Origin of the sequence: Sphingomonas arabinosi (assembly GCF_036663715.1) — a bacterium.
GTDB lineage: Bacteria > Pseudomonadota > Alphaproteobacteria > Sphingomonadales > Sphingomonadaceae > Sphingomonas.
Window position 1 is genome coordinate 19,613 of sequence record NZ_JAXOJN010000008.1, and the last position, 24,744, is coordinate 44,356.

Here is a 24,744-nt window from a genome sequence, read left to right on the forward strand (position 1 = left end):
ACAGGTCCCGCGCACCAACCTGTCCCCTCCCCGTTCGCCCTGAGCGAAGTCGAAGGGTCAGCCCCGCGCGCAGGTGCTTCGACTTCGCTCAGCACGAACGGAAAGCCACGCGCCGCCAAACCGATCGATCCTCCCCCGCAAGGGGGAGGTGGCTGGCCCTTGCCCGACGGAGGGGGAGGAAAGGGAAACCTCTGTTGCGTGTCCTCCCCCTCCGTCACCTGCGGCGCCACCTCCCCCGGGCGGGGTAGGATAGCAAAGCTCAGACCGCCTCCCCAGCCGCCCGCGCACGCGCCTCCCGCGTAGCCTCGGCCCCGGGCGCCAGCCGGTACGCCGCAATCGCGCACGCCAAAGTAATCGGCGTCACCACCAGCAGCGACAGCATGCCGATCGACAGGCTTTCGGTCAGCGTCGACACCCGCCCCGCCATATACGGCCCGAGCGCCAGCCCGATCAGCGTCGTGCCGATGAAGAACGTAGCGGTCGCCGTCCCCCGCATCCGCGGCAAGACCATGTCCTGCGTGGTCGCCGCCGCTGCGCCCAGCGCGCACGACGCGGTCAACTGTGCGAGGAATATGCCGGTGTAGAACGCGGTCGGCGACGACGCGGTGAAGGCGAGGATCAGGAACGGCACCGGCACCACAGCGCCGAAGATCACCACCCACAGCCGCCCTGCCGGATTGCCGCGCCGCAACCGATCCGACACCACCCCGCCTATCGTCAGGCCGAGAAAGCCCGCGGTCGCGCCGAGGCTGCCGATCATGAAACCCGCCGATGCCGGCGTCGCCCCGAGTTCGCGCAACGCATAGGGCGCCGCCCAGAAGCTCGCGGCATAGCTGAGGAATGCGTTCAGCCCATAGGCGACCACCGTGCAGAGGAACGCCGGCGTGCCCACGATCAGCGCGAAGGTCGGCGGATCGCGCCGCTTCAGCGCCGACGCCCACGAAAACACCGCATACACGCCGATCCCGATCGCCACCCATTGCGGCCAAGGCTCACCCGCCGCGACCAGCCCCGACACCGCCGCGACTACGACCGCCAATGCGACGAGATTGTACCCGAGTGCCCGCGCGCCACCCATCGCCGCACCGATCAACGTCAGCGGCGGCACGATCGTCACCAGCTCGGCACCGAACGCGCGGAACGGCGCCGGATGCTTCTCCGGTTCGGGCAGTCCCTCGACCAATCCGCGGATCGGTTCCTTCAGCGTCGCGATCCAGACGGCGAGTAGCAGCCCCGGCAGGCCGACCGCCATGAACGCCGCCTGCCAGCCGACCAGCCCCAGCGGCCCGCCCCCCGGATAGGCGCGATTCCAGCCCTGCACGATCAGCCCGCCGATGAACAACGAACAGCCGCCACCGACATACAGGCCCGCGGAATAGATCGACAGTGCCGTCGCGCGCAGCCGCTTCGGGAAATAATCGGAGATGATCGAATAGGCGGACGGACTCGCGGTCGCCTCGCCGATGCCGACGCCGATCCGCGCGGCGGCGAGATGCCCGCCGGTCTTGGAGAACCCCGACAGCGCGGTCATCACCGACCACAGCGACAACCCGATCGTCATCAGCCTCACCCGGTGCCAATTGTCCGCCAGCCGACCGAGCGGGATACCGAACAACGAATAGAACACGCCGAACGCGGTACCGTACAGGAAGCCCAGATCCTGGTCCTTGAGCCCCAGGTCGCGCTTGATATCCTCCGCAAGGATCGAAATGATCTGCCGGTCGACGAAGTTCAGGACATAGACGAGGAACAGGATCGACAGCACGTACCACGCATAGCGCGACGCACCTTTCTCCGGCTCGCCCATGATGGTTTCGGCGTTCGCCATGATCCCTCCCCCGATGCTTTTCGAGCTATGGGTATCAGAGGGACGAAGAGAGAAACAGCGCTTTCGAGGCGATTGGGTACGCCACAGCAAGCTCAATCCTTCCCCCCTCCCTGGAAGGGAGGGGTTGGGGGTGGGTCGGCTTCCGCGTACTCGCTGGTCAATGGCTCAAGCGGCCTACCCACCCCCAGCCCCTCCCTTTCAGGGAAGGGAGCAGCAGGGGCCAGCCCCCCCATCTTGGAGGGAGCAGTTTGGGTCCGCCCCTTGGAAAGCGGTGCGCTTCTACCTCAGTGCGACCCGATGCGCCCGCGACGTCGGGCACCCTGTTCGAGCCGCTGCAACAGCGTCTCGATCGTCGCCGGCGTGCTCGGTTCGGCAGGAGCACGCGGCGGACGGGGGATCGGTGTCGGTGCACTCACGTCCGGCTCCGGCTCCGGTGCCACGACGCCCCGCTGCTCGACCGGTTCCACCAGCCGAGCCGTCACGAACGTCTCGGGCTCCGCGGTCGGCGAAGCGTCGATGACCGGCGCCAGTATCGTCGCCTGGGCCAGCGGCGTGACTGGGCGCACCGGTTCCATCGGCACCGGCCGGATCGCGTTCGGATCGAACGCGGCGAGCGGCTGGTCGAGATCGGCCGGGATCGTACGCTCGTCGCGCGCGGCGCGCCTGCCGCCGACCCCGACCTCCATCATCGGCGTCCCCAGATCGGCGGCCGACATCGGCTTGCGCGGCGGGGCGTCGGGATGCGCATCGGCGCGGCGGACCACGGGAACGCCGTCCTCGCGCCGCGGACGCTTCGCAAACGGACCACCCGGTCCGAACAGCAGGTACAGCGACGACCAGAGCACCGCGCCGACCAGCACGCCGCTTCCCAGTGCCAGCAAGACACGCGCCGTCATCCCCAGCGGTGGCGCCGCCATCGGAATCAGCACGGCGACACCCGTGGTCCAGACCAATGCTTCCAGGGCCGCCGTGGATATCAGCAGGACGACGACCACCGCGATCAGGCCACCAGCCACCGCGCCGTAGAGCGGCAGTGAGCGCAGCATTTGCTGCCGACTGGAACGGTGAACGAACGCGACCATCAATCTTCCCGTGTCGAGGCCGAGATCAGCCGCTGGTAGACCGGTCCATACCGCAGAATGTTCGACGACCAGCTACGCTCTTCCTGCACGAAAGCACGCCCCCGCGCACGCTGTTCGTCCCAACCCGAGCGGTCCGCGAACATTGCGGCCAACGCGGTCGCGATCGCCGGTGGATCGTCGGGCGGAAACAGCGTGCCGGTATCGCCGTCGCGGATCAGTTCGCGGTGCCCGCCGACGTCCGACGCCGCGACCAGCCGCCCCTGCGCCATCGCCTCCAGCGGCGTGACAAGGTCGGTCAGACGCATGCGTTTGCGCGTATAGGCGAGGATGTCGACCGGCCCGTAATAGCGCTCGACCTCCTGACACGGTAGTGCATCGAGGTTGCCGTCCCCGTCCCGTTGCCGACCGCCGCATCCTCCCAGAACGCGCGGATCTCGTACACCAGCGGCAGCTTCCGTTTGCGCGCCTCGATCAGCGCGGCGAGCGCGGCGATCAACGGCGAATGCGCGTGGAGAATGTCGGGCTTGAAGGCATCGACCGCGGCTTCGATCCGCTTGGCGAACGCCGCGATACCGACGACCTCGCCGACCGGCCCCGGCTTCACGCCCGCTACCGTCCGGTGGAAGGTCAAGCCGTCGACCGATTCGATCGAGGCAGGCGCAACGCCGTGCCGCGGGCCGGTGACCGCCGCGACGGTCCAGCCTAGCCCCTCCTGCGCCTTGAGGATCGCCCGCGTACGGAATGTGTAGCCACTTTGCAGCGGCAGGCCGTGATCGAGGACATGAAGGATACGCATCCTGCACGCCGTCTGCCACAAATCGCTTAACGGCGCGTCAACCGACATTGCCTAGAGACATTCCACCTGGAAGGAGGCCGTACCTATGATAGACAATCTTGCGCTCGGCCTCAGCCACGGGCTGATGATGCTCGCCGCGTTCCTGCTGCTGAAGCGCCCCGACCTCGACCGCGAGCCGAGCCCGCACGATACGCCTCAAAAGGCGCACACGTCCGAAAAGAAAACTCGCCCGCGTGCGTGATCTCGCGTTCATCGCCTTCCTGCTCGCGTTCTTCGGGATGGGTTTCAAGCGGCCGTTCCTGCTGGTGCTCGTTATGTCTACATCGACATCGTCTCGCCGCAGCGGCTGACGTACCTCCTGCTGAACAGCGTGCCGATCTCGCTGATCGCGGTGGCGCTGGCGGTCGGCGGCTGGATTCTCGCCGACGACAAGCGCGATACGCGGGTCGGCGGCCGGCAGGTGCTGATCATCGTGCTGACGCTGTATTGCTGGGGTACGACGATCGCCGCCGATTTCCCCGCCGAGGCCAAGGAGAAATGGGACTGGGTGTGGAAGGCGCTCATCTTCGCCGCGTTCCTGCCGCTAACGCTGCGGCCCCGGTTGCGGATCGAGGCGCTGCTGCTGTTCATGATACTTGCCGCGTCGTCGATCATCGTCGTCGGCGGGATCAAGACGATCGCCAGCGGCGGCGGCTACGGCCAGTTGAACCTGATGGTCGATAATAATTCGGGCCTGTACGAGGGCAACACGATCAGCGCGGTGGCGATCGCGATCATCCCGATCATCATCTGGTTCATGCACCATGGCACGATCTTCCGGCCGGACTGGCGCGTGAAGGCGTATTGCCTCGCGCTGGTGTTCGCGTGCTTGCTGATCCCGGTTGGCACGTCGACGCGGACCGGGCTGCTCTGCATCGGCCTGCTCGCGCTGCTGTCGATCCGCAACGTGAAGCGCAAGGTGGCGTATCTGGCGATGCTTGGCGTGCTGGGAGTGGCGGCGATCCCGTTCCTGCCGTCGACCTTCACCAACCGCATGAACACGATCAAGACCTATGACGCGGACGAGTCCGCCTCGACGCGGCTCGCGGTGTGGAAATGGACGATCGAATACGCGAAGGCTAACCCCCTGGGTGGCGGCTTCAACGCGTATCTGGGGAACCACATCCGTTATGATTTGAAGACCATACCGGGTGTTGCTGCGGCGCCCAAGGTCGAGGTCGACAAGGCCCGCGCCTATCACAGCGCGTATTTCGAGATGCTCGGCGAGCAGGGCTATCCCGGCCTCGCCCTGTGTTGGCGATCAACCTGATCGGCATCGTCCGCATCGAGATTCTCCGCCGCCGCTACAGGGATCCGGAGGGCGAATACGCCTGGGCGGGGCCGCTCGCCGCCGCGCTGCAAAGCGGGCACATCGTCTATCTGCTCGGCGCGGCATTCATCGCGATCGCGTTCCAGCCGTTCATCTACATGCTGATTGGCGCGCAGATCGGCTCGATAGGTATCTGGCGCGCAAGCGGAGCGAGCAGTCGTTCCGGCCGATGCGCCGCAGTGCCGCGCCGTCCTCCGCGTGACGGATCGCGCGCCGGTCCATGAACTCCGCGCGTTGACGGGCGTGCGCGGGATCGCCGCGTGGTTCGTGGTGTTCTACCACATCCGCCTGTCGATCGCAGGATTGCCGACCGGCGTGCGCGACGTCTTCGCAAAGGGTTACCTCGCGGTTGATTTCTTCTTCCTGCTGTCGGGCTTCGTCATCTGGCTGACGTGGAGCGAGCGCATCCGCAGCGGCGGCTTGGCGTCCGTGCCACGCTTCCTGCAAAAGCGCATCGCCCGGATCTGGCCGCTGCACCTTGTAACGCTTGGGGGCGCCGTCGTACTCGCGCTGGTGCTGCGCGCGACCGGACGTAGCGATCCCCAATTCGTGTTTCCCGAACTGCCGCTGCACATCCTGCTGCTCCAGAACTGGGGCTTCACCCGGCATCTGGCATGGAACGACCCAGCCTGGTCGATCAGTGCGGAGCTGGGTGCGTACCTGCTGTTTCCGTTGCTGGTCATAGCGGTAGACTGGCGGCGTTGGCCGAGCGTGGCGTTGCTGGCGACTGCGGGCGCGCTGTTGCTCGGGTTGCATCTGGTGATGAGCGCGCCGACGCTCGGCACCGACATTCCACGGTATGGCCTTCTTCGCTGCCTGGTTGAGTTTACGATCGGCCGCACCGTCTGCGCTCTGTGGCTGCGCTGGCGAGATCTGGATTGGGCGCCAGTATGCGCAGCAATGGCAGCCATGCTGCTTGCGCGGTTTGGGTCGCAGGCGCACCGGAGACGATTGTCGCTCCCGCGGTGTTCGCTGCCATCCTCCTGCTGCTCGCGCTTACTGCCGGCAGGCGCGGCAATCCGTTCGAACTGCAATGGCCGCACTATCTCGGCGAGATCAGCTACGCGGCCTATCTCAGCCATTTCATCTTGTGGAAGGCGTTCAAGCTCGCTTTCGTCAGCTATGCGAGCGCCGTGTCACCGGCCATGATCGCACTGTACCTCGGCTTGGTCCTGCTAGCCTCGATCGCCCTCTATCACCTGATAGAACGCCCCGCTCAACGCTGGCTCAACAGACTCCCCTCCCGCTTCCGGGAGGGGTTGGGGGAGGGGCGGCAATAGATGCCAGCGTCCGCTCCCCCCCCAGCCCCTCCCGCAAGCGGAAGGGGACAGATCAATCGACCGGTTCGTCTGCCAGTTCTTCTTCCAGCGCCTGGATGATCGCCTTGTTGAACGCGGGGATGTCGTCCGGCTTGCGGCTGGTGATCAAATTACCGTCGACCACGACCTCCTCGTCCACCACATCCGCGCCCGCATTCTCCAGGTCCGTCCGGATCGACGGGAAGCTCGTCACGCGGCGCCCATCGATCACGTCGGCCTCGGCCAGCAGCCACGGCGCATGGCAGATCGCGGCGATGATCTTGCCGTCCTCCATGAACTCGGTGATGATCTCGATCGCGCGCTCCTGCTGGCGCATCGTGTCGGGGTTGGCGACGCCGCCGGGCAGGATCAGCGCGTCGTAATCGTCGGTATCGACCTCGTCGAGCGTGAGGTCGGGCGTCGCCGTCTCGGCCTTGTTGATGTCGCCCTTCATGCCCTGGATCGGATCCATCTTGATCGAGGCAAGCTGCACCTTCGCACCCGCCGCCTCCAGCGCCTTCCTCGGTTCGAACAGTTCGACGGTCTCGAAACCGTCGGCAGCGAGCATCAGTACGCGAGCTTGGGAAAGATCGGTCATGTCATGTCTCCAGTGAAATCCCGTGCCCCCTCAACCCCGCGTCGCGCGGGTCGTTCCGGAACGATGCGTGCCCCCGAACATTTCGAGACCGGAAGGACCACCGCATTGCCCACCAAGATCGTGTATTCCGACGATTCCAAGCCCGGCATCACCCGCAAGAAGATGCGGAACGGCTGGGGCTATTGGGATCCGAAGGGTGAGAGGATCACCGACCGAGACGAGATCGACCGGCTGAACGCGATCGGCCTGCCCCCCGCCTACCGCGACGCCTGGTTCTGCCCCAAGCCCAATGGCCATATCCAGGCGGTCGGCTGGGACGAGAAGGGCCGCAAGCAGTATCGCTATCACCTGGGTTTTCGCGAAGCACAGGAAGCCGCCAAATATGAGCGCTGCGCCGATTTCGGCCACGCCCTCCCCAAGATCCGCAAGGCGGTCGAGGCCGACCTCCGTAAACGTTCGCTGACCCGCGAACGCGCGGTCGCGGCGGTTATCCGCCTGCTCGACGGCGGCCACATCCGCATCGGCAACGAAGCCTATGCCGAAGCGAACGAGAGCTTCGGCGCGACCACTCTCCGCAAACGCCACGGCGAGGTGAAAGGCGCGACGCTCAAGCTCCAGTACAAGGGCAAGTCCGGCAAGATGCGGACGCTCAAGATCACCGACCGATCGCTCAGCAGCTTCGTCAAGAAATGCCAGGACCTCGACGAGCAGCATCTGTTCGCGTGGCTCGACGACGCGGGCGTCGCGCATCCGGTCACCTCCACCGACGTGAACTGCTATATCCGAGACGTCACCGGCACCGATTTCACCGCCAAGAACTTCCGCACCTGGGCCGCCAGCGTCGCCGCTTTCGAGGCGCTTGCGTCGGCCGAACGCGACCTCAGCCTCAAGTCGATGTTGGAACCCGTCGTCGCGCGGCTCGGCAACACGCACGCGATCGCGCGCAAAAGCTATGTCCACCCGGCGCTCATCGCGCTGGTGAAGACGGGTCAGTCGACCTTCCGCCAGGCGCTCCGCCTTCCGCGCTCCAAGCGCTATCTCAGCCGTGCGGAATGCGGCCTGATCGCGTTCCTCGAAGCCGGTGCCTGCCCGACCGCGATCATCGCACCCCCTCGCGCCAAAGCGGCCTGACGAGTATTCTCATGACCAACACTACCGCCGCCGCCAAACAACCGATCTTCGACGCGAGCGACGTCGGCGATCACGCCCAGGGCTTCGTCACCGCCAGCATCGCCTGGGTCCAGGCATACTGGCTCCAGATCCTGATCGCGTTCGGGATCGGCGCGGTCATCGTCATCGTCCTCCACACCGCGCGCCGCTTCGGCAGCAAGCTGTGCGAGCGCCCGCGTGCGCTCAACGGCTGGGGAATCGTGGTCGGCAAGGCGATCGCGCGGACCGGCAATTTCTTCATCGTGATGCTCGCGGCCAAGCTGGTCGCGGGCTACTCCGCCGCGCCCGGCGAAGTCGCGACGACGATCAACTTCCTCTTCACCGTCGCCGCCGTGATGCAGGCGGCGGTGTGGGTCCGCGAGATCATCCTCGGCGCGATCGAGCACCGTACACAGTCCGAACATTATTCGGGTGAGGCTTTGCTCTCGGCGATGGGGTTGATCCGGCTGCTCGTCACGTTCGTGGTGTTCGCGGTCGCACTGGTGGTGGTGCTCGACAATCTCGGAGTCAACGTCACCGGCCTGGTGGCGGGTCTCGGCGTCGGCGGCATCGCGATCGGCCTCGCCGCGCAAGGCATCTTCGCCGACCTGTTCGCCGCGCTCGCGATCATCTTCGACCGCCCGTTCCGCCGCGGGGACTCGATCAGCTACGACACCGCCTCGGGCAGCGTCGAGGCGATCGGCCTCAAATCAACGCGCATCCGCGGCATCGACGGCGAGGAGCGCGTAATCTCGAACAAGAACCTCCTCAACAAGGAGATCCTCAACAACACGCAGCGCAACCACCGCCGCGCGAAATTCCTCATCGGCGTCACCTATTCGACGCCCCCCGAAGTCTGCTCGCGCATCCCCGCGATGCTGAAGGAGATCGTCGAAGCCAACGACAAGATCTTCATCCGGGCGGGCTTCACGGGGTTCGGCGCTTCGAGCCTCGACTTCGAGGTCCAGTTCGACAGCAAGGGCCCGGATTATGCGAGCTTCTACGACGGCCGCACGGCGGTGGGGATCGCGATCCTGAAGCGCTTCAACGACGAAAAAATCGAGATCGCCTTCCCGACCCAGGTCAACATGATGGCTGCCCCGGACGGGTCTATGGTGATGCCATATCCGGAAGGGCGACGGTCGGACGCGGAAGCAACGCCCGCCTGATCGTTCCCCTGCGAAAGCAGGGGCCCACGGTCACAAACACAGTCCCTCGGAACCCTGGACTCCCGCGTTCGCGGGAGAACAGCGTGCAAGCCCTTCCATATGTCCATTCCCGTCGTCATCCCCGCGGAGGCGGGGACCCATATACTCAAGGCGTCGCGATTAGCCTCACGGCCAGCCAGTATGGGTTCCCGCCTTCGCGGGAATGACAGGAAAGGAAAGAAGTGCCCGAGTAATGAACCCTAAATCCCGCCCTCATCCAACGACAACAACGTCGCATTCCCCCCAGCAGACGTCGTATCCACCGAAACCGCCCGCTCCGCACAGAACCGGTACAGATACCGCGGCCCACCAGCCTTCGGCCCGGTCCCCGAAAGCCCCTCGCCCCCAAAAGGCTGAGACCCCACGACCGCGCCGATCATCGACCGGTTGATATACAGATTCCCCACCGCAGCCTCGGCCTCGATCACTTCCGCCGCCCGCGCGATGCGGCTGTGCAGCCCCATCGTCAGGCCATAGCCCTTGGCGTTGACCCGGGCGATCGTCTCGCTCAGCTTCCCCGCCTCCCACGTCGCGACATGCAGGATCGGCCCGAACCACTCCTGGTTCAGATCCTCGATCGCGCCGATCCGCACCAATGTCGGCGGCACGAACAGCCCATCCGTCGGCACGTCGAGCGTCTTCAGCCACTGCCCGCGCACGCTCTCACGGTACGCCATCAGCTTGTCGTACGCAGCCTGGTCGATCACCGGCCCGACATCGGTCGCGGGATCGCCCGAACGCCCGATCCGCAGGGTCTCCATCGCGCCCGACAGCATCTCGATCACGCCGTCCGCGATATCCTCCTGCACCAGTAGCAGCCGCAACGCCGAACAACGCTGCCCCGCCGAGCGGAACGACGACGCGATCACGTCCGCCACCACCTGCTCGGGCAGCGCGGTGGAATCGACGATCATCGCGTTGATTCCGCCCGTCTCGGCGATCAGCGGCACGATCGGCCGGCTATCGTCGTCGAGCAGAGCCCGCGCGATCTTGCGCGCCGTCGCGGTCGACCCAGTGAATGCGACCCCCTGGATCCGCACGTCCGCGGTCAGCGCGGCACCGACTTCGGTCCCGCCCGTCACGAGGATCAGCACGTCGGCCGGCACCCCCGCCTCATGCGCCAGCGCAACCGCAAGCGCGGCGATCCGCGGCGTCTGCGGCGCGGGCTTGGCGACCACGCTGTTGCCCGTCACGAGCGCCGCCACCGTCTGGCCGAGGAAGATCGCCAACGGGAAGTTCCACGGCGCGATCGTCGCCCAGACACCGCGGCCCTCGATATGCAGCATGTTGCGCTCGCCTGTCGGCCCCGGCAGCTCGATCGCCTGGAGGTTCGCCCGCGCCTGCTGCGCATAATAGCGACAGAAATCGGCCGCCTCGCGCACTTCGCCGATCGCATCGGCGATCGTCTTGAACGCCTCCTGCACGCAGATCGCCATCAGTTCGTCGCGGTGCTTCTCGAGCAAATCGGCGAGGCGCTCCAGACAGGCCGCCCGATCATCCACCGGCGTCCGAGACCAAGCCGGAAACGCCGCATGTGCGCGACCAATGGCAGCCGCAACCTGATCCCCCTCCCGCAAGCGGGAGGGGCTAGGGGTGGGCACGCGCTCACCACTGGACGCAACGCCTGCGGCTGCCCGCTCATCACCAGCCGTAGCCGATGACGATAGCGCGAGCCCACCCCCGGCCCCTCCCGCAAGCGGGAGGGGGGAATTAACGGCCCGCACCGTCGCCTCCAACGTCCCAACATCACTCAAATCCAACCCGGCAGAATTCCGGTGCCCCCCGGCCCCGAACAGATCCACCGGCAACGGAATGCTAGGATGCCGCTTCCCCCCGACCGCAGCGATCTTCGCTACAGGATCCGCCAGAATCTCAGCCTCGGTCAGCCGCTCGTCCGCCAACTGGTGCACGAAGCTGGAATTAGCCCCATTCTCCAACAACCGCCGAACCAGATACGCGAGCAGATCGCGATGCCCCCCAACCGGCGCGTAAACGCGGCAATGATACCCATTCTCCTGCACCAGCCGCTCGTACAGCCCGTCGCCCATCCCGTGCAGCCGCTGAAACTCGAAATCGCGCGAGTTGCCCGCCCACTCCATGATCGTCGCGACCGTCAGCGCATTGTGGCTCGCGAACGCCGGCCGGATATTCTCCGCCGCCAGCATGTCCCTCGCCACCGCCAGGTACGACACGTCGGTCGCCGCCTTGCGCGTGAACAGCGGATAGTCCGCCAGTCCCTCGACCTGCGTACGCTTGATCTCGCTATCCCAATACGCGCCCTTGACCAGCCGCACGTTCATCACGCGGTCCAGCCCGTTCGCCCATGCGATCACCGGCCGCGCGCGCTTGCCATACGCCTGCACCGCCATGCCGAACCCGTCCCAGCCCTTCAGCGACGGCAGTCCCGCGACCGCGCCGATGATGTCCAGGCTCATCTCCAGCCGCTCGGATTCCTCCGCATCGACGGTCAGTGCGATCCCCTTCGACGCCGCCTGCACCGCCAGCGCCTCGAGCATCTCGGTCAGCGCGGGCACGCATTCGCTCCACCGCGCCACCTCGTAACGCGGGTGCAGCGCCGACAGCTTGACCGAGATCGAATGCCCCGCCGCCGGATCGCGCCCGACCGCATCGACCGCACCGGCATACGCCTGGAAATAACGCTGCGCATCGGCATGCGTCCGCGCCGCCTCGCCCAGCATGTCGAAGCTCGCCGTGAAGCCCTTGTTCTCCGGCCGGCGCATCCGCTTCATCGCCTCGTCGATGGTCCGGCCCATTACGAAGATCTCGCCCATCATCTTCATCGCCGCGCCGACCGCCTGCCGCACGAACGGCTCGCCCGCGCGGCTGATCAGACGCCGCAGCGGCCCGGTCGATCCTTCGCCGACCAGCACGCGGCCGACCACCAGTCCCCAGGTCGCCGAATTGACGAGCTTCGAGTTCGATTTCCCCGCGTGCGCCCGCCAGTCCGCATCGCCCAGCTTGTCGGCGATCAGCAGATCCGCCGTCTCCGGATCGGGCACGCGCAGGAACGCCTCCGCCAGCGACAGCAACGCAACGCCTTCCGACGAATTCAGCCGATATTCTTGGAGGAACTGGTTCACCCAGCCCTTACTCTGCGCCGCCCGCAGGTCCGCGAGTAGTCCCAGTGCATGCCCCATCACCCGCTCACGCGAATCCGAATCGAGCGCGGCGCGGTCCAGCAACGGTTTTAGAACATCGGGTTCGCTCGCGCGGTACAGCTTCGCCATGATATCACGGGCATTGGACGTTACGGCAGTCGACATTTTCCAGCTTCCGGTTGGGTGAGGCTTGCGATCCGCTTGCCTGTACGCCTAGAGACAATTCAGCGCTTAGCGCCAAATGAGCTTTGAGGGGAATGCCGTGGCGACGATCACCACCGCGCAGATGCAGCAGCGCATCGGCACCGAGACGGTTTCCGACTGGGTCGAGGTCACGCAAGCCATGATCGACACGTTCGCCGATGCGACCGGCGACCACCAGTTCATCCACATCGATCCGGTCCGCGCGGCGCAGACCCCGTTCGGCGGCACGATCGCGCACGGCTTCCTGACGCTCTCGCTGATGCCGCTGCTGTCGTCGAAGGTGCCAGACGCGCCGCAGATCGAGGGCGCGCTGATGGGCGTGAACTACGGCGGCGAAAAGGTCCGCTTCCTGAGCCCCGTCCGATCCGGCAGCAAGGTCCGAGGGCGGTTCAAGCTATTGAGTTTCAACGAGAAGAAGCCAGGCCAGTGGCAGCAATCGATGGAGTTCACCGTCGAGATCGAGGGTCAGGACAAGCCCGCCCTGATCGCCGAATGGCTCAGCCAGGTCTTCGTCGCGCCTCCTTCCGCCAAATAACCGATCTTGGCCTAACCCGGCCTAATCTTCTTTCCCCATTCGCCAGCTTTTCGAGAGGTTTATCATGCGCTCAGCCGTCATCGTCTCCACCGCCCGCACCCCCATCGGCCGCGCCTATCGCGGCGGCTTCAACAACACCCCCGCGCCGACTTTGGCGTCGCATTCGATCAAGGCCGCGGTCGAGCGTGCCGGCATCGACGGCACCGAAGTCGACGACGTCGTCTTCGGTTGCGCGCTCCAGCAGGGTCATCAGGCCGGCAACATTGCCCGTACGTCCTTGCTGCGCGCCGGGCTCCCGGTGACCGTCTCGGGCATGTCGGTCGACCGCCAGTGCGCGTCGGGCCTGATGGCCATCGCCACCGCTGCCAAGCAGATCATCACCGACAACATGGACATCACGATCGGCGGCGGCGTCGAGAGCATCAGCCTCGTCCAGACCCCGCAGATGCGCGTCGCCCCCGATCCCCAGCTGATCGCGATGCACAAGGACGTGTACATGCCAATGCTGCAGACCGCCGAAGTCGTCGCCAAGCGCTACGGCATCAGCCGCGACGCGATGGACGCCTACGCGCTCCAATCGCAGCAGCGCACCGCCGCCGCGCAGGCCGCAGGCTATTTCGACGCGGAGATCATCCCCGTCGTCGCCAACATGGCCGTGGTGAACAAGGAGACCAAGGAGGTCACCTACAAGGACGTGACGGTCACCAAGGACGAGGGCAACCGCGCCGACACCACGCTGGAGGGCCTCCAGTCGCTGAAACCCGTGATGGGCCCAGACTTCACGATCACCGCCGGCAACGCCTCGCAGCTCTCTGACGGCTCGTCGTCATCGGTACTGATGGAAGAGAAGATCGCCTCACAGCGCGGTCTCCAGCCGCTCGGCCGCTATGTCGGCATGGCGGTCGGTGGCACCGAGCCCGACGAGATGGGCATCGGCCCGGTCGTGGCGATCCCCAAGCTGCTCAAGCGCTTCGGCCTCAAGATGGACGATATCGGCCTGTGGGAACTGAACGAGGCGTTCGCTGTGCAAGTGCTCTACTGCCGCGACAAGCTCGGCATTCCTGACGAGCTGCTCAACGTCAGCGGCGGCGCTATCTCGATCGGCCACCCCTACGGCATGACCGGCGCCCGCGCGACCGGCCACGCGCTGATCGAAGGCAAGCGTCGTGGGGCTAAATATGTCGTGGTCACGATGTGCGTCGGCGGCGGCATGGGTGCAGCCGGGTTGTTCGAGGTACTGTGATCTTGAATTTCTAGCCGGTGTAGCGCATGTACTGTATCGGCGTTGCATACACCGCCTTTCTTGTTTGAGCCCCGGTCGTGTCAGCGGCTGGGGCTCAATACGTTTGGGACTTGGGTGTCAGCCCAAGCCCCTCCCGCGCACCCAGCCTTTGCGTGACACTTCGATGATCTTCACGACTAATGTCGCGAAGGCGAAGAGCATGCCGAGAATGAGGCACAGATCGGCAAGTTGCATACACCTTACCTTTCTTGTTCGGCAGCAGAACTACTGCCGTCGCTATCATGGCGCCCTCCACACGCTTTCACCAAACGGCATCGCGTAACGGTACGCGCAACCAACCTCCGCCCCGCCCGTTCTCAGTGGCAATCCAAGCCAATAGGAGAATGACGATGGCCGACAAGGATACACCGCAGGAGGTCGCAGCGAAGTTCATCGACAAGTTGAAGGCTAGCCCGTTCGTGATGATCGGACTGCATGACGGCCAGCATTCGGAGCCGATGACCGCGCAGATCGACGACGATCAGCCCAACACGCTGTTCTTCTTCGCCGGTCGCGACAACCGCATCGCCAAGGGCGGCGCGGCGATGGCGCAGTTCGTCGGCAAGGGCCATGACTTCTTCGCCTGCATGGCGGGCGACGTCTCGACGTCGAACGACCGCACGCAGATCGACAAGCTCTGGAACAACCAGGTTGAGGCATGGTTTCCGGGCGGCAAGGAAGACCCGAACCTCACGCTGCTGCGCTTCGACATCGACAGCGCCGAGCTGTGGGAAACCGACATCTCGATCGGTGGCCGTCTCAAGATGCTGTTCGGCGGCACGATCCGTTCGGACGAGTCGAGCAGCCACGCCGTGGTAAACTCGATCGCCTAAGCCAATCATGGGCAGCCCGCACGGGGCTGCCCATTTTATCACCCGTTCGCGGTGATGAACTCTTCGACAACCGGTGCGATCTTGTCGCGCCAACGCGAGCCGTTGAAGATGCCGTAATGACCGGCACCTTCCGCCATCAGATAGCGCTTCTTCTCATCCGGTAACGCGGTCGCAAGCGTCAGCGCCGCCTTCGTCTGCCCCAACCCCGAAATATCATCACGCTCGCCTTCGACCGCGAGCAGACCGATGTCGGTGATCGCCGCCGGATCCACCAGCCGTCCGCGATGCGTCATGATCCCCCGCGGCAACGCATGGCTCTGGAACACGACATCGATGGTCTGGAGATAGAATTCCGCGGTCATGTCGCAGACCGAGCGATATTCCTCGTAGAAATCCTGGCTCTGCGAGGCGCTCTCGCCGTCGCCCTGGACGAGATGCTTATACATCTCCCAATGCGAGACCATGTGGTTGCCCAGATTCATCGACATGAACCCTGCGAGTTGCAGGAAGCCGGGATACACTTTCCGCCCCGCGCCGGGGTAATTGCCCGGCACCGTCGCGATTACGTTCTGCTCGAACCATGCGTGGGGCCGTTCGGTCGCCAGCGTGTTCACCGCGGTCGGCGCCTCGCGCGTGTCGACAGGGCCGCCCATCATCGTCAGCGTCTTCGGCCGGCACGGATTCTTGTCCGCGCTCATCAACGCGACGGCGGCGTAGCACGGCACCGATGGCTGGCAGACGGCGAGCATGTGCGTGCCCCCCTGCCCTTCGTTCGCGCCGATCGTTTCCAGATATTCGATCAGATAGTCGATGTAATCGTCGAGATCGAACCGTCCGGCCGACAACGGCACGCTGCGCGCGTCGCGCCAGTCGGTGATGTAGACGTCCGCGAACGGCAGCATACGCTCGACGGTCCCGCGCAACAGCGTCGCGTAATGCCCGGACATCGGCGCGACGATCAGCAGCTTCGGACCATCGTCGATGCCGTCACGGACGAAGCGCTTCAGTTGCCCGAAGTCCTTGCGCAACACGATCTCCTCGCGGACCGCGACCTCGCGGCCGTCGATCGTCGTCGTGTCGAGACCAAAGGCAGGCTTTCCGCGAGTCGCATTCGCGTGTGCGAACACTTCCAGGGCCGACGCGACCACCGTGCCCCCGCCCAAATAGGCGAACGGGTTTGCCGGATTGTTGAGCATGTCCGCGCCGAAACTGGCCATCCTGCTGGCACCGGCCATCATCGAACGCTGGAATTCATAGGCATCGTAGAGCATGCGGTATCCTCTCGCCTCATCGGGCTTTGGACGGTGGTAACGCAATTTTGCCGCAGTGCAACGCGCGATCGACCGGTGCTCCGTCCGGTGCGGTGGCCTGGGGCGGTGGTCGAGCGCGATCGATCGCCGCCCTTCACGCGCCCGGTTCTCGTTGAGCGCCACCCCCGCCACTGCTAGGCACCGCGGATGGCCAAGCCGATACCCGAAGAGAAGACGTCCCGCCGGATCGGCGATCTCGCGATGGTGTGGCGGCACGCCTCGCAATATCCCCGCCAGATCGCCTTCGCGGGCCTCGCGCTGATGATGACCTCGGCGGCGACGATCGGCATTCCCTACGGGTTCAAGCGCGTGATCGACCGCGGCTTCGGCCCCGGCGCGAGCGGTTCGGTCGGCACCTCGTTCCACTATCTTCTGATGATCGTCGTCGTACTCGCGCTCGCGACCGCAGTGCGGTTCTATTACGTCTCGTGGCTGGGCGAGCGCGTCGTCGCGGACATCCGCACGACCGTGCAGCGCCACCTCCTCCGCCTGACGCCGCGCTTCTTCGAGGAGAACCGTCCGTCCGAGATCGCGTCGCGCCTGACCTCCGACACGGCGCTGATCGAACAGGTCGTCGGCAGTACGGTGTCGATCGCGTTGCGCAACACCTTCACCGGGATCGGCGGGCTGATCTATCTGTTCGCAATCTCGCCGAAGCTGGCCGGCATGCTCATGATCGGTATTCCGCTGATCATCCTGCCGATCGCGCTGCTCGGCAAACGCGTCCGCAATTACTCGCGGACCTCGCAGGACCGTGTCGCCGACGTCGGCTCGATCGCGACCGAGACGCTCGGCGCGATGAAGGTCGTGCAGGCGTTCGGGCAGGAAGACCGCGAGGCCGCGCGGTTCGCGGACGCGGTCGGTGCGACGTTTGCCGCGGCGCGCGCGCGGATTATGCTGCGTGCGGTAATGACCGCGATCGTGATCGGGCTTGTGTTCGGGTCGATCACGTTGGTGCTGTGGGAAGGCGCGGTCGACGTTGCGGCCGGTCGTATCAGCGGCGGCGCAATCGCCGCGTTCGTGCTGACCGGCGGGATCGTCGCGGGCGCGTTCGGTGCGCTCACCGAAGTGTATGGCGACCTGTTGCGCGGCGCTGGCGCGGCCGGGCGCCTGTCGGAACTGTTGCGAGAGACGCCGGAGATCGCCGCGCCCGCCAACCCGGTCGCGCTGCCGCAGCCGCCGCGTGGCGCGCTCGCGTTCGAGGGCGTGCAGTTCCATTACCCGACGCGCCGCGACGTCGCCGCGCTCAACGGCTTCTCGCTCGACGTGAAGCCCGGCGAGACGGTCGCCGTCGTTGGGCCGTCCGGTGCGGGCAAGACGACGTTGTTCCAGTTGGTCCAGCGCTTCTACGATCCCGATGCGGGGCGCGTGACGCTCGATGGGATCGACCTGCGCGACGCCGACCCGGCAGAGGTCCGCGCGCGGATCGCAATGGTGCCGCAGGAGACGATCATCTTCGGGGCATCGGCGCGCGACAACCTTCGCTACGGCGATTGGTCCGCGACCGACGACCAGCTATGGGCCGCCGCCGAAGCCGCCAACGCCGCCGAGTTCCTGCGGAAATTGCCCGAGGGACTCGACACGTTCCTGGGCGAAGGCGGTGCGCGGCTGTCCGGTGGCCAGCGTCAGCGCGTGACGATCGCGCGCGCACTGCTCCGCGATGCGCCGATCCTGTTGCTCGACGAGGCAACGAGTGCGCTCGATGCGGAGAGCGAGCGGCTGGTGCAGGAGGCGCTGGAGCGGTTGATGGCGAACCGCACCACTTTGGTCATCGCGCACCGGCTCGCCACCGTGCGCGCGGCCGAGCGGATCATCGTGATGAGCGATGGCCAGATCGTCGAGGAGGGCTCGCATGGGTCGCTGATGACGAACAGCGGGCTGTACGCGCGACTGGCGAGTTTGCAGTTCAACGAGGCGGCTTAGGGCTCTGGTGGGTTCGGCTGTTTCGGGTCGCGGCAGTGCCACAATTTCTCGGTCGCCCTGGACTGGGTCGGTGATCATACCGGACCGACGATCACCTCCCCGGTGGGGCCCGGGGTCCCACCTTTCTTCCCCCCTCCCTGGAAGGGAGGGGTTGGGGGTGGGTCGGCTCGCTTGTGTCGCTAACCTTAGCTGATGCGGAACCCTACCCACCCCCGGCCCCTCCCTTCCAGGGAGGGGGGAAGCAGTCGTACTCTCAGGCTCGCGCGTTGAGCAGATCGCGGCGTGGCGGGGCGTGGCGAAGGGGGCTCGTTCGACCGGGTAAGCGCCGAGGTCTTTCGGAGAGGTTCCGCCAGCACAGTTCCAGAATTTCTCCGTCGCTCCGGATTGGGCCCGTAATCATGCTTAGCGAGCCCCCCGGCGGAGGTCAGGGTCCAGTTGGCAAACGTCGGTGGCGACGGCTGCGCTCCGTTACTACGGCCTTTCCAACTAGACCCCGGCCTCTGTCGGACGGCGTCCCACCTTTCTTCGCCCCTCCCTGGAAGGGAAGGTTGGGGGTGGGGCGGCTTGCTTGTGCCGCTAACGTTACCTGATGCGGAAACCTACCCACCCCCGGCCCCTCCCTTCCAGGGAGGGGGAGCAGTCGTGCTCTCAGGCTCCCGCGTTGAGCAGATCGCGGCGTGGCTGTCGGCAGTTGTGCGGCACTATGCCATTTCTTGTTCTCCCGCGAAGGCGGGAGCCCAGTCTGGATCCCCGCCTTCGCGGGGAAACAAATCTTGGGTGTTCGACCGAGATAGCGGTCGAACCAGTCCGAGATGACGGCGCTATTGGGCTGTCATGACCCGCGACCGCTGAACATCGATCCGCCTAGACCTTCTTTGCCTTGGGCTTTTTCGGTTTCGGCATCGGCAATTCCGCGGTCGAGATGCGGACGAGTTCGACTAGCCAATCTGCGTCGTCCCAACGGTCGGCGTCGACCAGCAGGCACGGTTTCGCCCCTGGATAGGGTGAGGCCTCGTCGATCGCGCCTGCGAATGCGCGGCCGCCCGGGGTCGGCTTCACGAACAACTGGTCGTCGCAGACCATCGCTACCATCCGGCCGTCGCAATAGACACCGTATTCGCCGAACATCGGCTTGGCCGAGACGTCGCCGGCTCCGGCGAGTTGGTCGACGATGAACGCGACGGTCTTGCGATCGGATGCCATCGGCCGATCCTTGCAGATCGGTGCGCGCATGGCGAGCCACACCTTCGATGGCGTTTCACTTGCGACGACGTGCGCAGGCGCGCAAACTCGGCGAAACAGGAGATGGATATGCGCGACTTCGATATCGTCATCTACGGTGCGACCGGGTTCACCGGGCGACTGGTCGCCGAATATCTCGTCCAGACCTATCCGGCGGGCGTTCGGTGGGCGATGGCCGGGCGTTCGCTGGCGAAGTTGCAGGAGGTCCGTGACCTGATCGGTGCGCCCGCCGACACGCCGCTGATTACCGCCGATTCCGATACTCCCGCGAGCCTTAGCGCGATGGCGGAGCGGGCCACCGTCGTGATTTCCACGGTCGGTCCGTACCAGCTCTACGGCTCCGACCTCGTCGCCGCCTGCGCCGCGACCGGGACCGGGTATGTCGACTTGTGCGGGGAGCCGGCATGGATGCGCCACATGATCGACGCGCATGAGGGCGAAGCGACGCGGACCGGCGCGCGGATCGTGTTCTCGTGCGGGTTCGACTCGATCCCGTTCGATCTCGGCGTGCTGACGTTGCAGGACGCCGCGAAGGCCAAATTCGGCGCCCCTGCACCGCGCGTGAAAGGCCGTGTGCGGAAGATGCAGGGCACGTTCTCGGGCGGCACCGCGGCGAGCCTGAAGGCGACGCTGGCCGCGGCGGCGCGCGATCCGGGTATCGTCAAGCTGCTGACCAGCCCGTTCGCGCTGACGCCCGGTTTCAGCGGACCGCACCAGCCCACCGGGCTGATCCCCGAATACGACACCACCATCTCGGCCTGGGTCGCGCCGTTCGTGATGGCGCCGATCAACACCAAGAACGTCCACCGCACGAACTTCCTGCTCGGCGAGGCGTATGGCGCGGACTTCGTCTATGACGAGATGATGGTCGCCGGATTGGGCGATCTCGGCAAGGTGGCGGCGGAGGCGATCGCGAAGTTCAATCCGTTCGCCGGCGACAAGGGGCCGAAGCCCGGCGAAGGGCCGTCGAAGGCGCAGCGCGATGCCGGCCATTACGACCTGTTGTTCGTCGGCATCATGCCGGGCGGCGAACGGATCGACGCGGTGGTGACGGGCGACCGCGACCCCGGCTATGGCTCGACCAGCAAGATGATCGCGGAGGCCGCGCTGTGCCTCGTGCAGGACGTCGACGGCGATGGCGGGATCTGGACGCCGGGGGCGCTGATGGGCGCGAAACTGCGCGATCGGTTGGTGGCGAAGGCGGGGCTGAGCTTTACGGTCGGGTGATAGGCTGGGATCTTGGTCCAGCGACTGCACCCGCCGCCTTGTTCTCCCGTGGAGGCGGGAGCCCAGCTTCAGTCCGCCAGCGCGAACACCGTCGCTGCGGCGGCTGCACCGGCGACGACTCCCGACGTCGCTGCAATAGCTGCAGCCCGACGCCGCGACCGGCCCAGGATAAGTCCCCGCATTGCATTTCCCCCCGCGCCGATCTCGCATAGCGCGGGGGGTTTTCGCAATTCCTAGCGCCGCTTTCCCTGATGGCGGATGTTCGCCGGGCGACCGCGCCGCTTGATCTCGCGCACCGGTTTGCGGCTGCCACGGGGAGGCTGTGCGGCGCCCTTCCCCTCCGGCATTTCGAAGCGCAGCGCGCCCGATACCGGGTTCGCTTCCGCCAGTCGCAGCTCCAGCGTCTGGCCTTGCGCGAAGACGTCACCGCTATGCTCGCCGGTCAGCGTCCGCGCGCCTTCGTCGAAGCGGAAATATTCGCCGCCCAGGTCGCGTACCGGCATCAGGCCGTCGCCGCCGATCCCCTCGACCGTCGCGAAGAAGCCGAAATTGGTGACGCCGGTGATCCGCACGTCCATCACCTGGCCGACGCGCTCCGAGAGGAACGCCGCAACGTAGCGGTCGGTGGTGTCGCGCTCGGCCTCCATCGCGCGGCGTTCGAGCCGGCTGATGATCTCGCCGACCGACTCCATGTTGGCGGCATCGTCGGCGGGCAACCCGCCCTCGCCGAGCCCGTAAGCGGAGACGAGCGAGCGGTGGACGAGCAGATCGGCATAGCGCCGGATCGGCGACGTGAAATGCGCGTAACTGCCGAGACTGAGGCCGAAATGCCCGTGATTGCCGGGCGCGTAATAGGCCTGGGTCTGGGTGCGGAGGATCTGCTCCATCACCTGAGGACGGAAATCCGCGTCGCCGATCCGCTCGATGATGTGGTTGAAGGTGGCCGGGCGGACGACCTGCCCGAGCGCGAACGGCACGTCGAACGTCTCGAGATATTCTTTAAGCGCCGCCAGCTTCTCGCGGCTTGGTGGCTCGTGGATGCGGTACATCACGGGAGCCTTCTTCGCCTCGAGCGCCTTGGCGGCGGCGACGTTGGCGGCGATCATATAGTCCTCGATCAGCCGGTGTGCGTCGAGGCGTTCGCGCGGCGACACCGACATGATGCGCCCCTTCTCGTCGAGTACGACGCGGCGTTCGGGGAGGTCGAGATCGAGCGGTGCGCGTGCGTCTCGAGCCTTGGCCAGCGCGTGCCAACAGGCCCAGAGGGGCTGGAGGACCGCCAACATATCTCCCCTCCCGTCTACGGGAGGGGTCGGGGGAGGGGCTTCCTGACTCTGGGCAGCATCCAGTGGCGCGCCGCCCTCCCCCGCCCCCTCCCGCAAGACGGGAGGGGAGGAGGAATCGATGATCGCCTGCGCTTCCTCGTAGGCAAGGTTCGCCGCGATCCGCACTACGGCGCGCGTGAAGCGCCAGGACTTGAGCGAGCCGTCCTTGCCAATACGGAGATGACACGCGAGCGCCGCACGGTCCGCGCCCTCCTTCAGCGAGCACACCTCGGCCGACAGGATTTCGGGCAGCATCGGCACGACGCGGTCGGGGAAGTAGACCGAGTTCCCGCGGCGGCGCGCCTCGCGGTCGACCTCCGACTTCGGCCGCACGTAGAAGCTGACGTCGGCGATCGCGACGATCGCCTTCCACCCGCCGGCATTGGCGGGATCGTCGTCCGCCTCCGCCCAGACCGCATCGTCGTGATCGCGCGCATCCTCTGGATCGATCGCGACGATCGGCAAGTCGCGCAGATCCTCGCGGCCCTCCCCAAGCGGCAATTTCGCCACGCGTTCGGCCTCGTCGAGCGCCTCCTGCGAGAACACGTCCGGAATGCCGAGCTTGTGGATTGCGATCAGCGAGAAGCTGCGGGCCGCGAACGGATCGCCCAGTTTCGACACCACGCGCGCCGCGATCTTAGGCGGCTTGCCCGCGAGTTCCGCCAGCACGAGGTCGCCCGGTGCCGCGCCACCCGCATCCGCCACCGCGAACTCGCGACGCTCGCGCTTGTCGACGCCGGTCAGCCAGAGCCGCCCTGCCTCCTCGCGCAACACGCCAAGGACTTGCTCGCACGCCGGCGCGAGCACTTTCATCGGATGCGCGATCCAGCCGTTCCCGGCTTCCTCGGTCCGCGCGAGGATCCGCTCGCCGACGCCGAGCGCACCGCGCTTCCGCTCGCGGACGCGCAAGCGTGGCGGCGGCACGCCCTCCGCTTCCCAGCGCTCGGGGACCGCCCAGACGTTGCCGCCATCGTCGACGTCCGCGATCCGCAGCACCGTGACCTTCGGAATGCCGCCCATCTTGTGAAACGCGCGACCGGGCGCGCTGTCGATCAGCCCCTCGTCGGCCATGTCCTTGAGCAGGGCCTTGAGCCCGATCTTGTCCTGCGCGCTGAGCCCGAAGCCCTTGGCGATCTCGCGCTTGCCCGCGGGCACGTCGGAGTTGGCGATGAAGTCGAGGATCTGCTCGCGCGTCGGAAGACCGGCTTTTGGTTTGTACATTGCTTAGAGATAAGCACGCCGACCCGTTCCGTCACCCCGCAACCGGTCGCCTTTCGGGTGCCGGTTCGTTCCGCCTCGTCACGGACGAGATCGATGCCAATGACGTTGGAGCGGCGAGCGATACCCAATCCGGTACGTCCGAGTTCTACCGAATGCTTCTTGCGATTGACATAGTCTATACAGTTTTGAGCAACCGGTATGTTTTTGCGTATTAAGGGTTGCAACCCACGCCGATAGGCATACTCTGTCGGAAACGCCGAAGGAGAGAGATCATGGCAACGTCCCTGAAACTCGAAGCGGATCCCGAGGACAAGAACCTCGTCATCCTGCAGAGCCTGATATGCTTGCTACGCGAGAAGAACATTCTGTCGCGCGCGGACATCGAGGAGTTGTGTGACAAGGTCCAGGCGCGGGTCGCCAATCACGACAATGATCCACTGCCCTGCCAGATGGACGGAGCGCGCGCAGCAGCCACCGAAGTCGCGCAGATCGGCGACTATATCGGGCGTAAGTACGGCGGGAAGCATCGTCGTACGGTTTAGGTCGTATATGACAGGATCGGTTATGGACATCTTGCGCCGATAGCGCTGGGGAAGCGCTTGGCCTCAAGAATGGCCTGCTTGGTCGGCGAGGGTCGGATCACAACTCGCGCTACACGGTCCTCTGATAGCAGGCTGGCCTCTGATAGCAGACTGGCCTCTGATAGCAGACGGGCCTCTGATATTAGCGTGGCCTTTGAAAGCGGATTGGCCGCGAAACCCCTAACGGGTTGGGTGGTGTCACGATGCGAATAAAGGAAGCTGCGGACGTTCTCCGAACTGGGACGTAGGCGGTCGCGACGACCTTCTCGCCAGTGTGACCGTCCCAAACGCTATTGCGATCTTTTGTGGCGGAAGTTGACCACGGCTTTCCGGCTTCGGCAGCAAACTGTTTTGCGAGGGCGTTCAGCGCTTGCCGCCGTCCATGTGCATCCCGGATCTCCATTGTTCTCCCGCGAAAGCGGGAGCCCAGGACCACATGGGCTGCGCTTGGCACCCTGGGCTCCCGCTTTCGCGGGAGAACGAGTTTCGCGGGAGAACGAGACCGTCAGGCGGAAGCCTGCACGATGATCAGCGGTGAGATGGTCGGCGGTGAACAGGATCGATGGCGATTGAGGCGCGGTTGTAGCCGGAGCCTTGCACCGATCACGCAGACC

Annotated in this window: 17 protein-coding genes and 2 pseudogenes; 11 read left to right on the plus strand and 8 right to left on the minus strand. The window is 65.7% G+C overall.

What is annotated here, in order from left to right; genetic code table 11:
- Positions 1–259: 259 nt before the first annotated feature.
- From U1708_RS13915 to U1708_RS13925, 3 genes and pseudogenes are all read right to left on the minus strand, one after another.
- Positions 260–1,828, minus strand: a complete 1,569-nt coding sequence (locus U1708_RS13915; RefSeq protein ID WP_332746446.1) for a spinster family MFS transporter — start codon at positions 1,826–1,828, stop codon at positions 260–262.
- Between the two features lie 284 nt (positions 1,829–2,112).
- Entirely contained in the window at positions 2,113–2,874 is a 762-nt protein-coding gene (locus U1708_RS13920) for a hypothetical protein (RefSeq protein ID WP_332746447.1), read from the minus strand.
- Between the two features lie 35 nt (positions 2,875–2,909).
- Positions 2,910–3,706: pseudogene (locus U1708_RS13925) on the minus strand (glycosyltransferase).
- An 85-nt stretch (positions 3,707–3,791) separates the two neighbouring features.
- On the opposite strand from U1708_RS13925, the gene U1708_RS13930 reads away from it, so the two are divergent.
- The 3 genes and pseudogenes from U1708_RS13930 (at position 3,792) to U1708_RS13940 (ending at position 6,224) form a co-directional block, all read left to right on the plus strand.
- On the plus strand, positions 3,792–3,947 hold the full coding sequence (locus U1708_RS13930; protein WP_332746448.1) for a hypothetical protein: 156 nt from the start codon (positions 3,792–3,794) through the stop codon (positions 3,945–3,947).
- Positions 3,940–5,277: pseudogene (locus U1708_RS13935) on the plus strand (putative O-glycosylation ligase, exosortase A system-associated). Before U1708_RS13930 ends, U1708_RS13935 begins: the two are co-directional and overlap by 8 nt.
- Complete coding sequence (locus U1708_RS13940; RefSeq protein ID WP_332746449.1) at positions 5,274–6,224, plus strand: acyltransferase family protein; 951 nt, start codon at positions 5,274–5,276, stop codon at positions 6,222–6,224. Before U1708_RS13935 ends, U1708_RS13940 begins: the two are co-directional and overlap by 4 nt.
- A gap of 183 nt (positions 6,225–6,407) precedes the next feature.
- Here U1708_RS13940 and U1708_RS13945 read toward each other — a convergent pair whose 3' ends face one another.
- The gene (locus U1708_RS13945; protein WP_332746450.1) at positions 6,408–6,971 is read right to left on the minus strand and encodes a type 1 glutamine amidotransferase domain-containing protein; all 564 of its coding nucleotides are present in this window, start codon (positions 6,969–6,971) and stop codon (positions 6,408–6,410) included.
- Between the two features lie 63 nt (positions 6,972–7,034).
- Here U1708_RS13945 and U1708_RS13950 point away from each other — a divergent pair, with 63 nt between their 5' ends.
- Together U1708_RS13950 and U1708_RS13955 are read left to right on the plus strand one after the other, a co-directional pair.
- Positions 7,035–8,102: a DNA topoisomerase IB gene (locus tag U1708_RS13950; protein WP_503676848.1), complete on the plus strand. Its 1,068-nt coding sequence runs from the start codon at positions 7,035–7,037 to the stop codon at positions 8,100–8,102.
- Between the two features lie 11 nt (positions 8,103–8,113).
- On the plus strand, positions 8,114–9,289 hold the full coding sequence (locus tag U1708_RS13955) for a mechanosensitive ion channel family protein (protein ID WP_332746451.1): 1,176 nt from the start codon (positions 8,114–8,116) through the stop codon (positions 9,287–9,289).
- Between the two features lie 239 nt (positions 9,290–9,528).
- Here the strand turns inward: U1708_RS13955 and putA are convergent, their stop codons facing one another.
- The gene (putA, locus tag U1708_RS13960; RefSeq protein ID WP_443030055.1) at positions 9,529–12,576 is read right to left on the minus strand and encodes a bifunctional proline dehydrogenase/L-glutamate gamma-semialdehyde dehydrogenase PutA; all 3,048 of its coding nucleotides are present in this window, start codon (positions 12,574–12,576) and stop codon (positions 9,529–9,531) included.
- A 157-nt stretch (positions 12,577–12,733) separates the two neighbouring features.
- Between putA and U1708_RS13965 the strand changes: the two genes are divergently transcribed.
- The 3 genes from U1708_RS13965 (at position 12,734) to U1708_RS13975 (ending at position 15,301) form a co-directional block, all read left to right on the plus strand.
- The gene (locus U1708_RS13965) at positions 12,734–13,186 is read left to right on the plus strand and encodes a MaoC family dehydratase (protein WP_443030056.1); all 453 of its coding nucleotides are present in this window, start codon (positions 12,734–12,736) and stop codon (positions 13,184–13,186) included.
- Positions 13,187–13,250: 64 nt separating this feature from the next.
- The gene (locus U1708_RS13970; protein WP_332746454.1) at positions 13,251–14,429 is read left to right on the plus strand and encodes an acetyl-CoA C-acyltransferase; all 1,179 of its coding nucleotides are present in this window, start codon (positions 13,251–13,253) and stop codon (positions 14,427–14,429) included.
- A gap of 389 nt (positions 14,430–14,818) precedes the next feature.
- Positions 14,819–15,301 carry a pyridoxamine 5'-phosphate oxidase family protein gene (locus tag U1708_RS13975; protein WP_056052905.1) on the plus strand — a complete coding sequence of 161 codons (483 nt, stop codon included), beginning with the start codon at positions 14,819–14,821 and terminating at the stop codon, positions 15,299–15,301.
- Positions 15,302–15,339: 38 nt separating this feature from the next.
- On the opposite strand, the gene U1708_RS13980 is transcribed toward U1708_RS13975, so the two are convergent.
- Positions 15,340–16,572, minus strand: coding sequence for a polyhydroxyalkanoate depolymerase (locus U1708_RS13980; protein ID WP_332746455.1), 1,233 nt, complete (start codon positions 16,570–16,572; stop codon positions 15,340–15,342).
- A 186-nt stretch (positions 16,573–16,758) separates the two neighbouring features.
- Between U1708_RS13980 and U1708_RS13985 the strand changes: the two genes are divergently transcribed.
- Complete coding sequence (locus U1708_RS13985; RefSeq protein WP_307083707.1) at positions 16,759–18,534, plus strand: ABC transporter transmembrane domain-containing protein; 1,776 nt, start codon at positions 16,759–16,761, stop codon at positions 18,532–18,534.
- Between the two features lie 864 nt (positions 18,535–19,398).
- On the opposite strand, the gene U1708_RS13990 is transcribed toward U1708_RS13985, so the two are convergent.
- On the minus strand, positions 19,399–19,737 hold the full coding sequence (locus U1708_RS13990) for a TfoX/Sxy family protein (RefSeq protein WP_332746456.1): 339 nt from the start codon (positions 19,735–19,737) through the stop codon (positions 19,399–19,401).
- A gap of 108 nt (positions 19,738–19,845) precedes the next feature.
- On the opposite strand from U1708_RS13990, the gene U1708_RS13995 reads away from it, so the two are divergent.
- Entirely contained in the window at positions 19,846–21,003 is a 1,158-nt protein-coding gene (locus tag U1708_RS13995; protein WP_332746457.1) for a saccharopine dehydrogenase family protein, read from the plus strand.
- 233 nt (positions 21,004–21,236) lie between these two features.
- Here the strand turns inward: U1708_RS13995 and U1708_RS14000 are convergent, their stop codons facing one another.
- Positions 21,237–23,549: a ribonuclease R family protein gene (locus U1708_RS14000; protein ID WP_332746458.1), complete on the minus strand. Its 2,313-nt coding sequence runs from the start codon at positions 23,547–23,549 to the stop codon at positions 21,237–21,239.
- A 272-nt stretch (positions 23,550–23,821) separates the two neighbouring features.
- Here U1708_RS14000 and U1708_RS14005 point away from each other — a divergent pair, with 272 nt between their 5' ends.
- Positions 23,822–24,091, plus strand: coding sequence for a hypothetical protein (locus U1708_RS14005; RefSeq protein WP_307083698.1), 270 nt, complete (start codon positions 23,822–23,824; stop codon positions 24,089–24,091).
- Positions 24,092–24,744: the final 653 nt, after the last annotated feature.

What these genes read in the sequence shown, in the direction of transcription:
- U1708_RS13915 (WP_332746446.1), bottom strand. Translation starts at nt 1,828, where the DNA reads ATGGCGAACGCCGAAACCATCATGGGCGAGCCGGAGAAAGGTGCGTCG.
- U1708_RS13920 (WP_332746447.1), bottom strand. Translation starts at nt 2,874, where the DNA reads ATGCTGCGCTCACTGCCGCTCTACGGCGCGGTGGCTGGTGGCCTGATC.
- U1708_RS13930 (WP_332746448.1), top strand. Translation starts at nt 3,792, where the DNA reads ATGATAGACAATCTTGCGCTCGGCCTCAGCCACGGGCTGATGATGCTC.
- U1708_RS13945 (WP_332746450.1), bottom strand. Translation starts at nt 6,971, where the DNA reads ATGACCGATCTTTCCCAAGCTCGCGTACTGATGCTCGCTGCCGACGGT.
- U1708_RS13950 (WP_503676848.1), top strand. Translation starts at nt 7,035, where the DNA reads ATGCGTGCCCCCGAACATTTCGAGACCGGAAGGACCACCGCATTGCCC.
- U1708_RS13955 (WP_332746451.1), top strand. Translation starts at nt 8,114, where the DNA reads ATGACCAACACTACCGCCGCCGCCAAACAACCGATCTTCGACGCGAGC.
- putA (WP_443030055.1), bottom strand. Translation starts at nt 12,576, where the DNA reads ATGGCGAAGCTGTACCGCGCGAGCGAACCCGATGTTCTAAAACCGTTG.
- U1708_RS13965 (WP_443030056.1), top strand. Translation starts at nt 12,734, where the DNA reads ATGCAGCAGCGCATCGGCACCGAGACGGTTTCCGACTGGGTCGAGGTC.
- U1708_RS13970 (WP_332746454.1), top strand. Translation starts at nt 13,251, where the DNA reads ATGCGCTCAGCCGTCATCGTCTCCACCGCCCGCACCCCCATCGGCCGC.
- U1708_RS13975 (WP_056052905.1), top strand. Translation starts at nt 14,819, where the DNA reads ATGGCCGACAAGGATACACCGCAGGAGGTCGCAGCGAAGTTCATCGAC.
- U1708_RS13980 (WP_332746455.1), bottom strand. Translation starts at nt 16,572, where the DNA reads ATGCTCTACGATGCCTATGAATTCCAGCGTTCGATGATGGCCGGTGCC.
- U1708_RS13985 (WP_307083707.1), top strand. Translation starts at nt 16,759, where the DNA reads ATGGCCAAGCCGATACCCGAAGAGAAGACGTCCCGCCGGATCGGCGAT.
- U1708_RS13990 (WP_332746456.1), bottom strand. Translation starts at nt 19,737, where the DNA reads ATGGCATCCGATCGCAAGACCGTCGCGTTCATCGTCGACCAACTCGCC.
- U1708_RS13995 (WP_332746457.1), top strand. Translation starts at nt 19,846, where the DNA reads ATGCGCGACTTCGATATCGTCATCTACGGTGCGACCGGGTTCACCGGG.
- U1708_RS14000 (WP_332746458.1), bottom strand. Translation starts at nt 23,549, where the DNA reads ATGTACAAACCAAAAGCCGGTCTTCCGACGCGCGAGCAGATCCTCGAC.
- U1708_RS14005 (WP_307083698.1), top strand. Translation starts at nt 23,822, where the DNA reads ATGGCAACGTCCCTGAAACTCGAAGCGGATCCCGAGGACAAGAACCTC.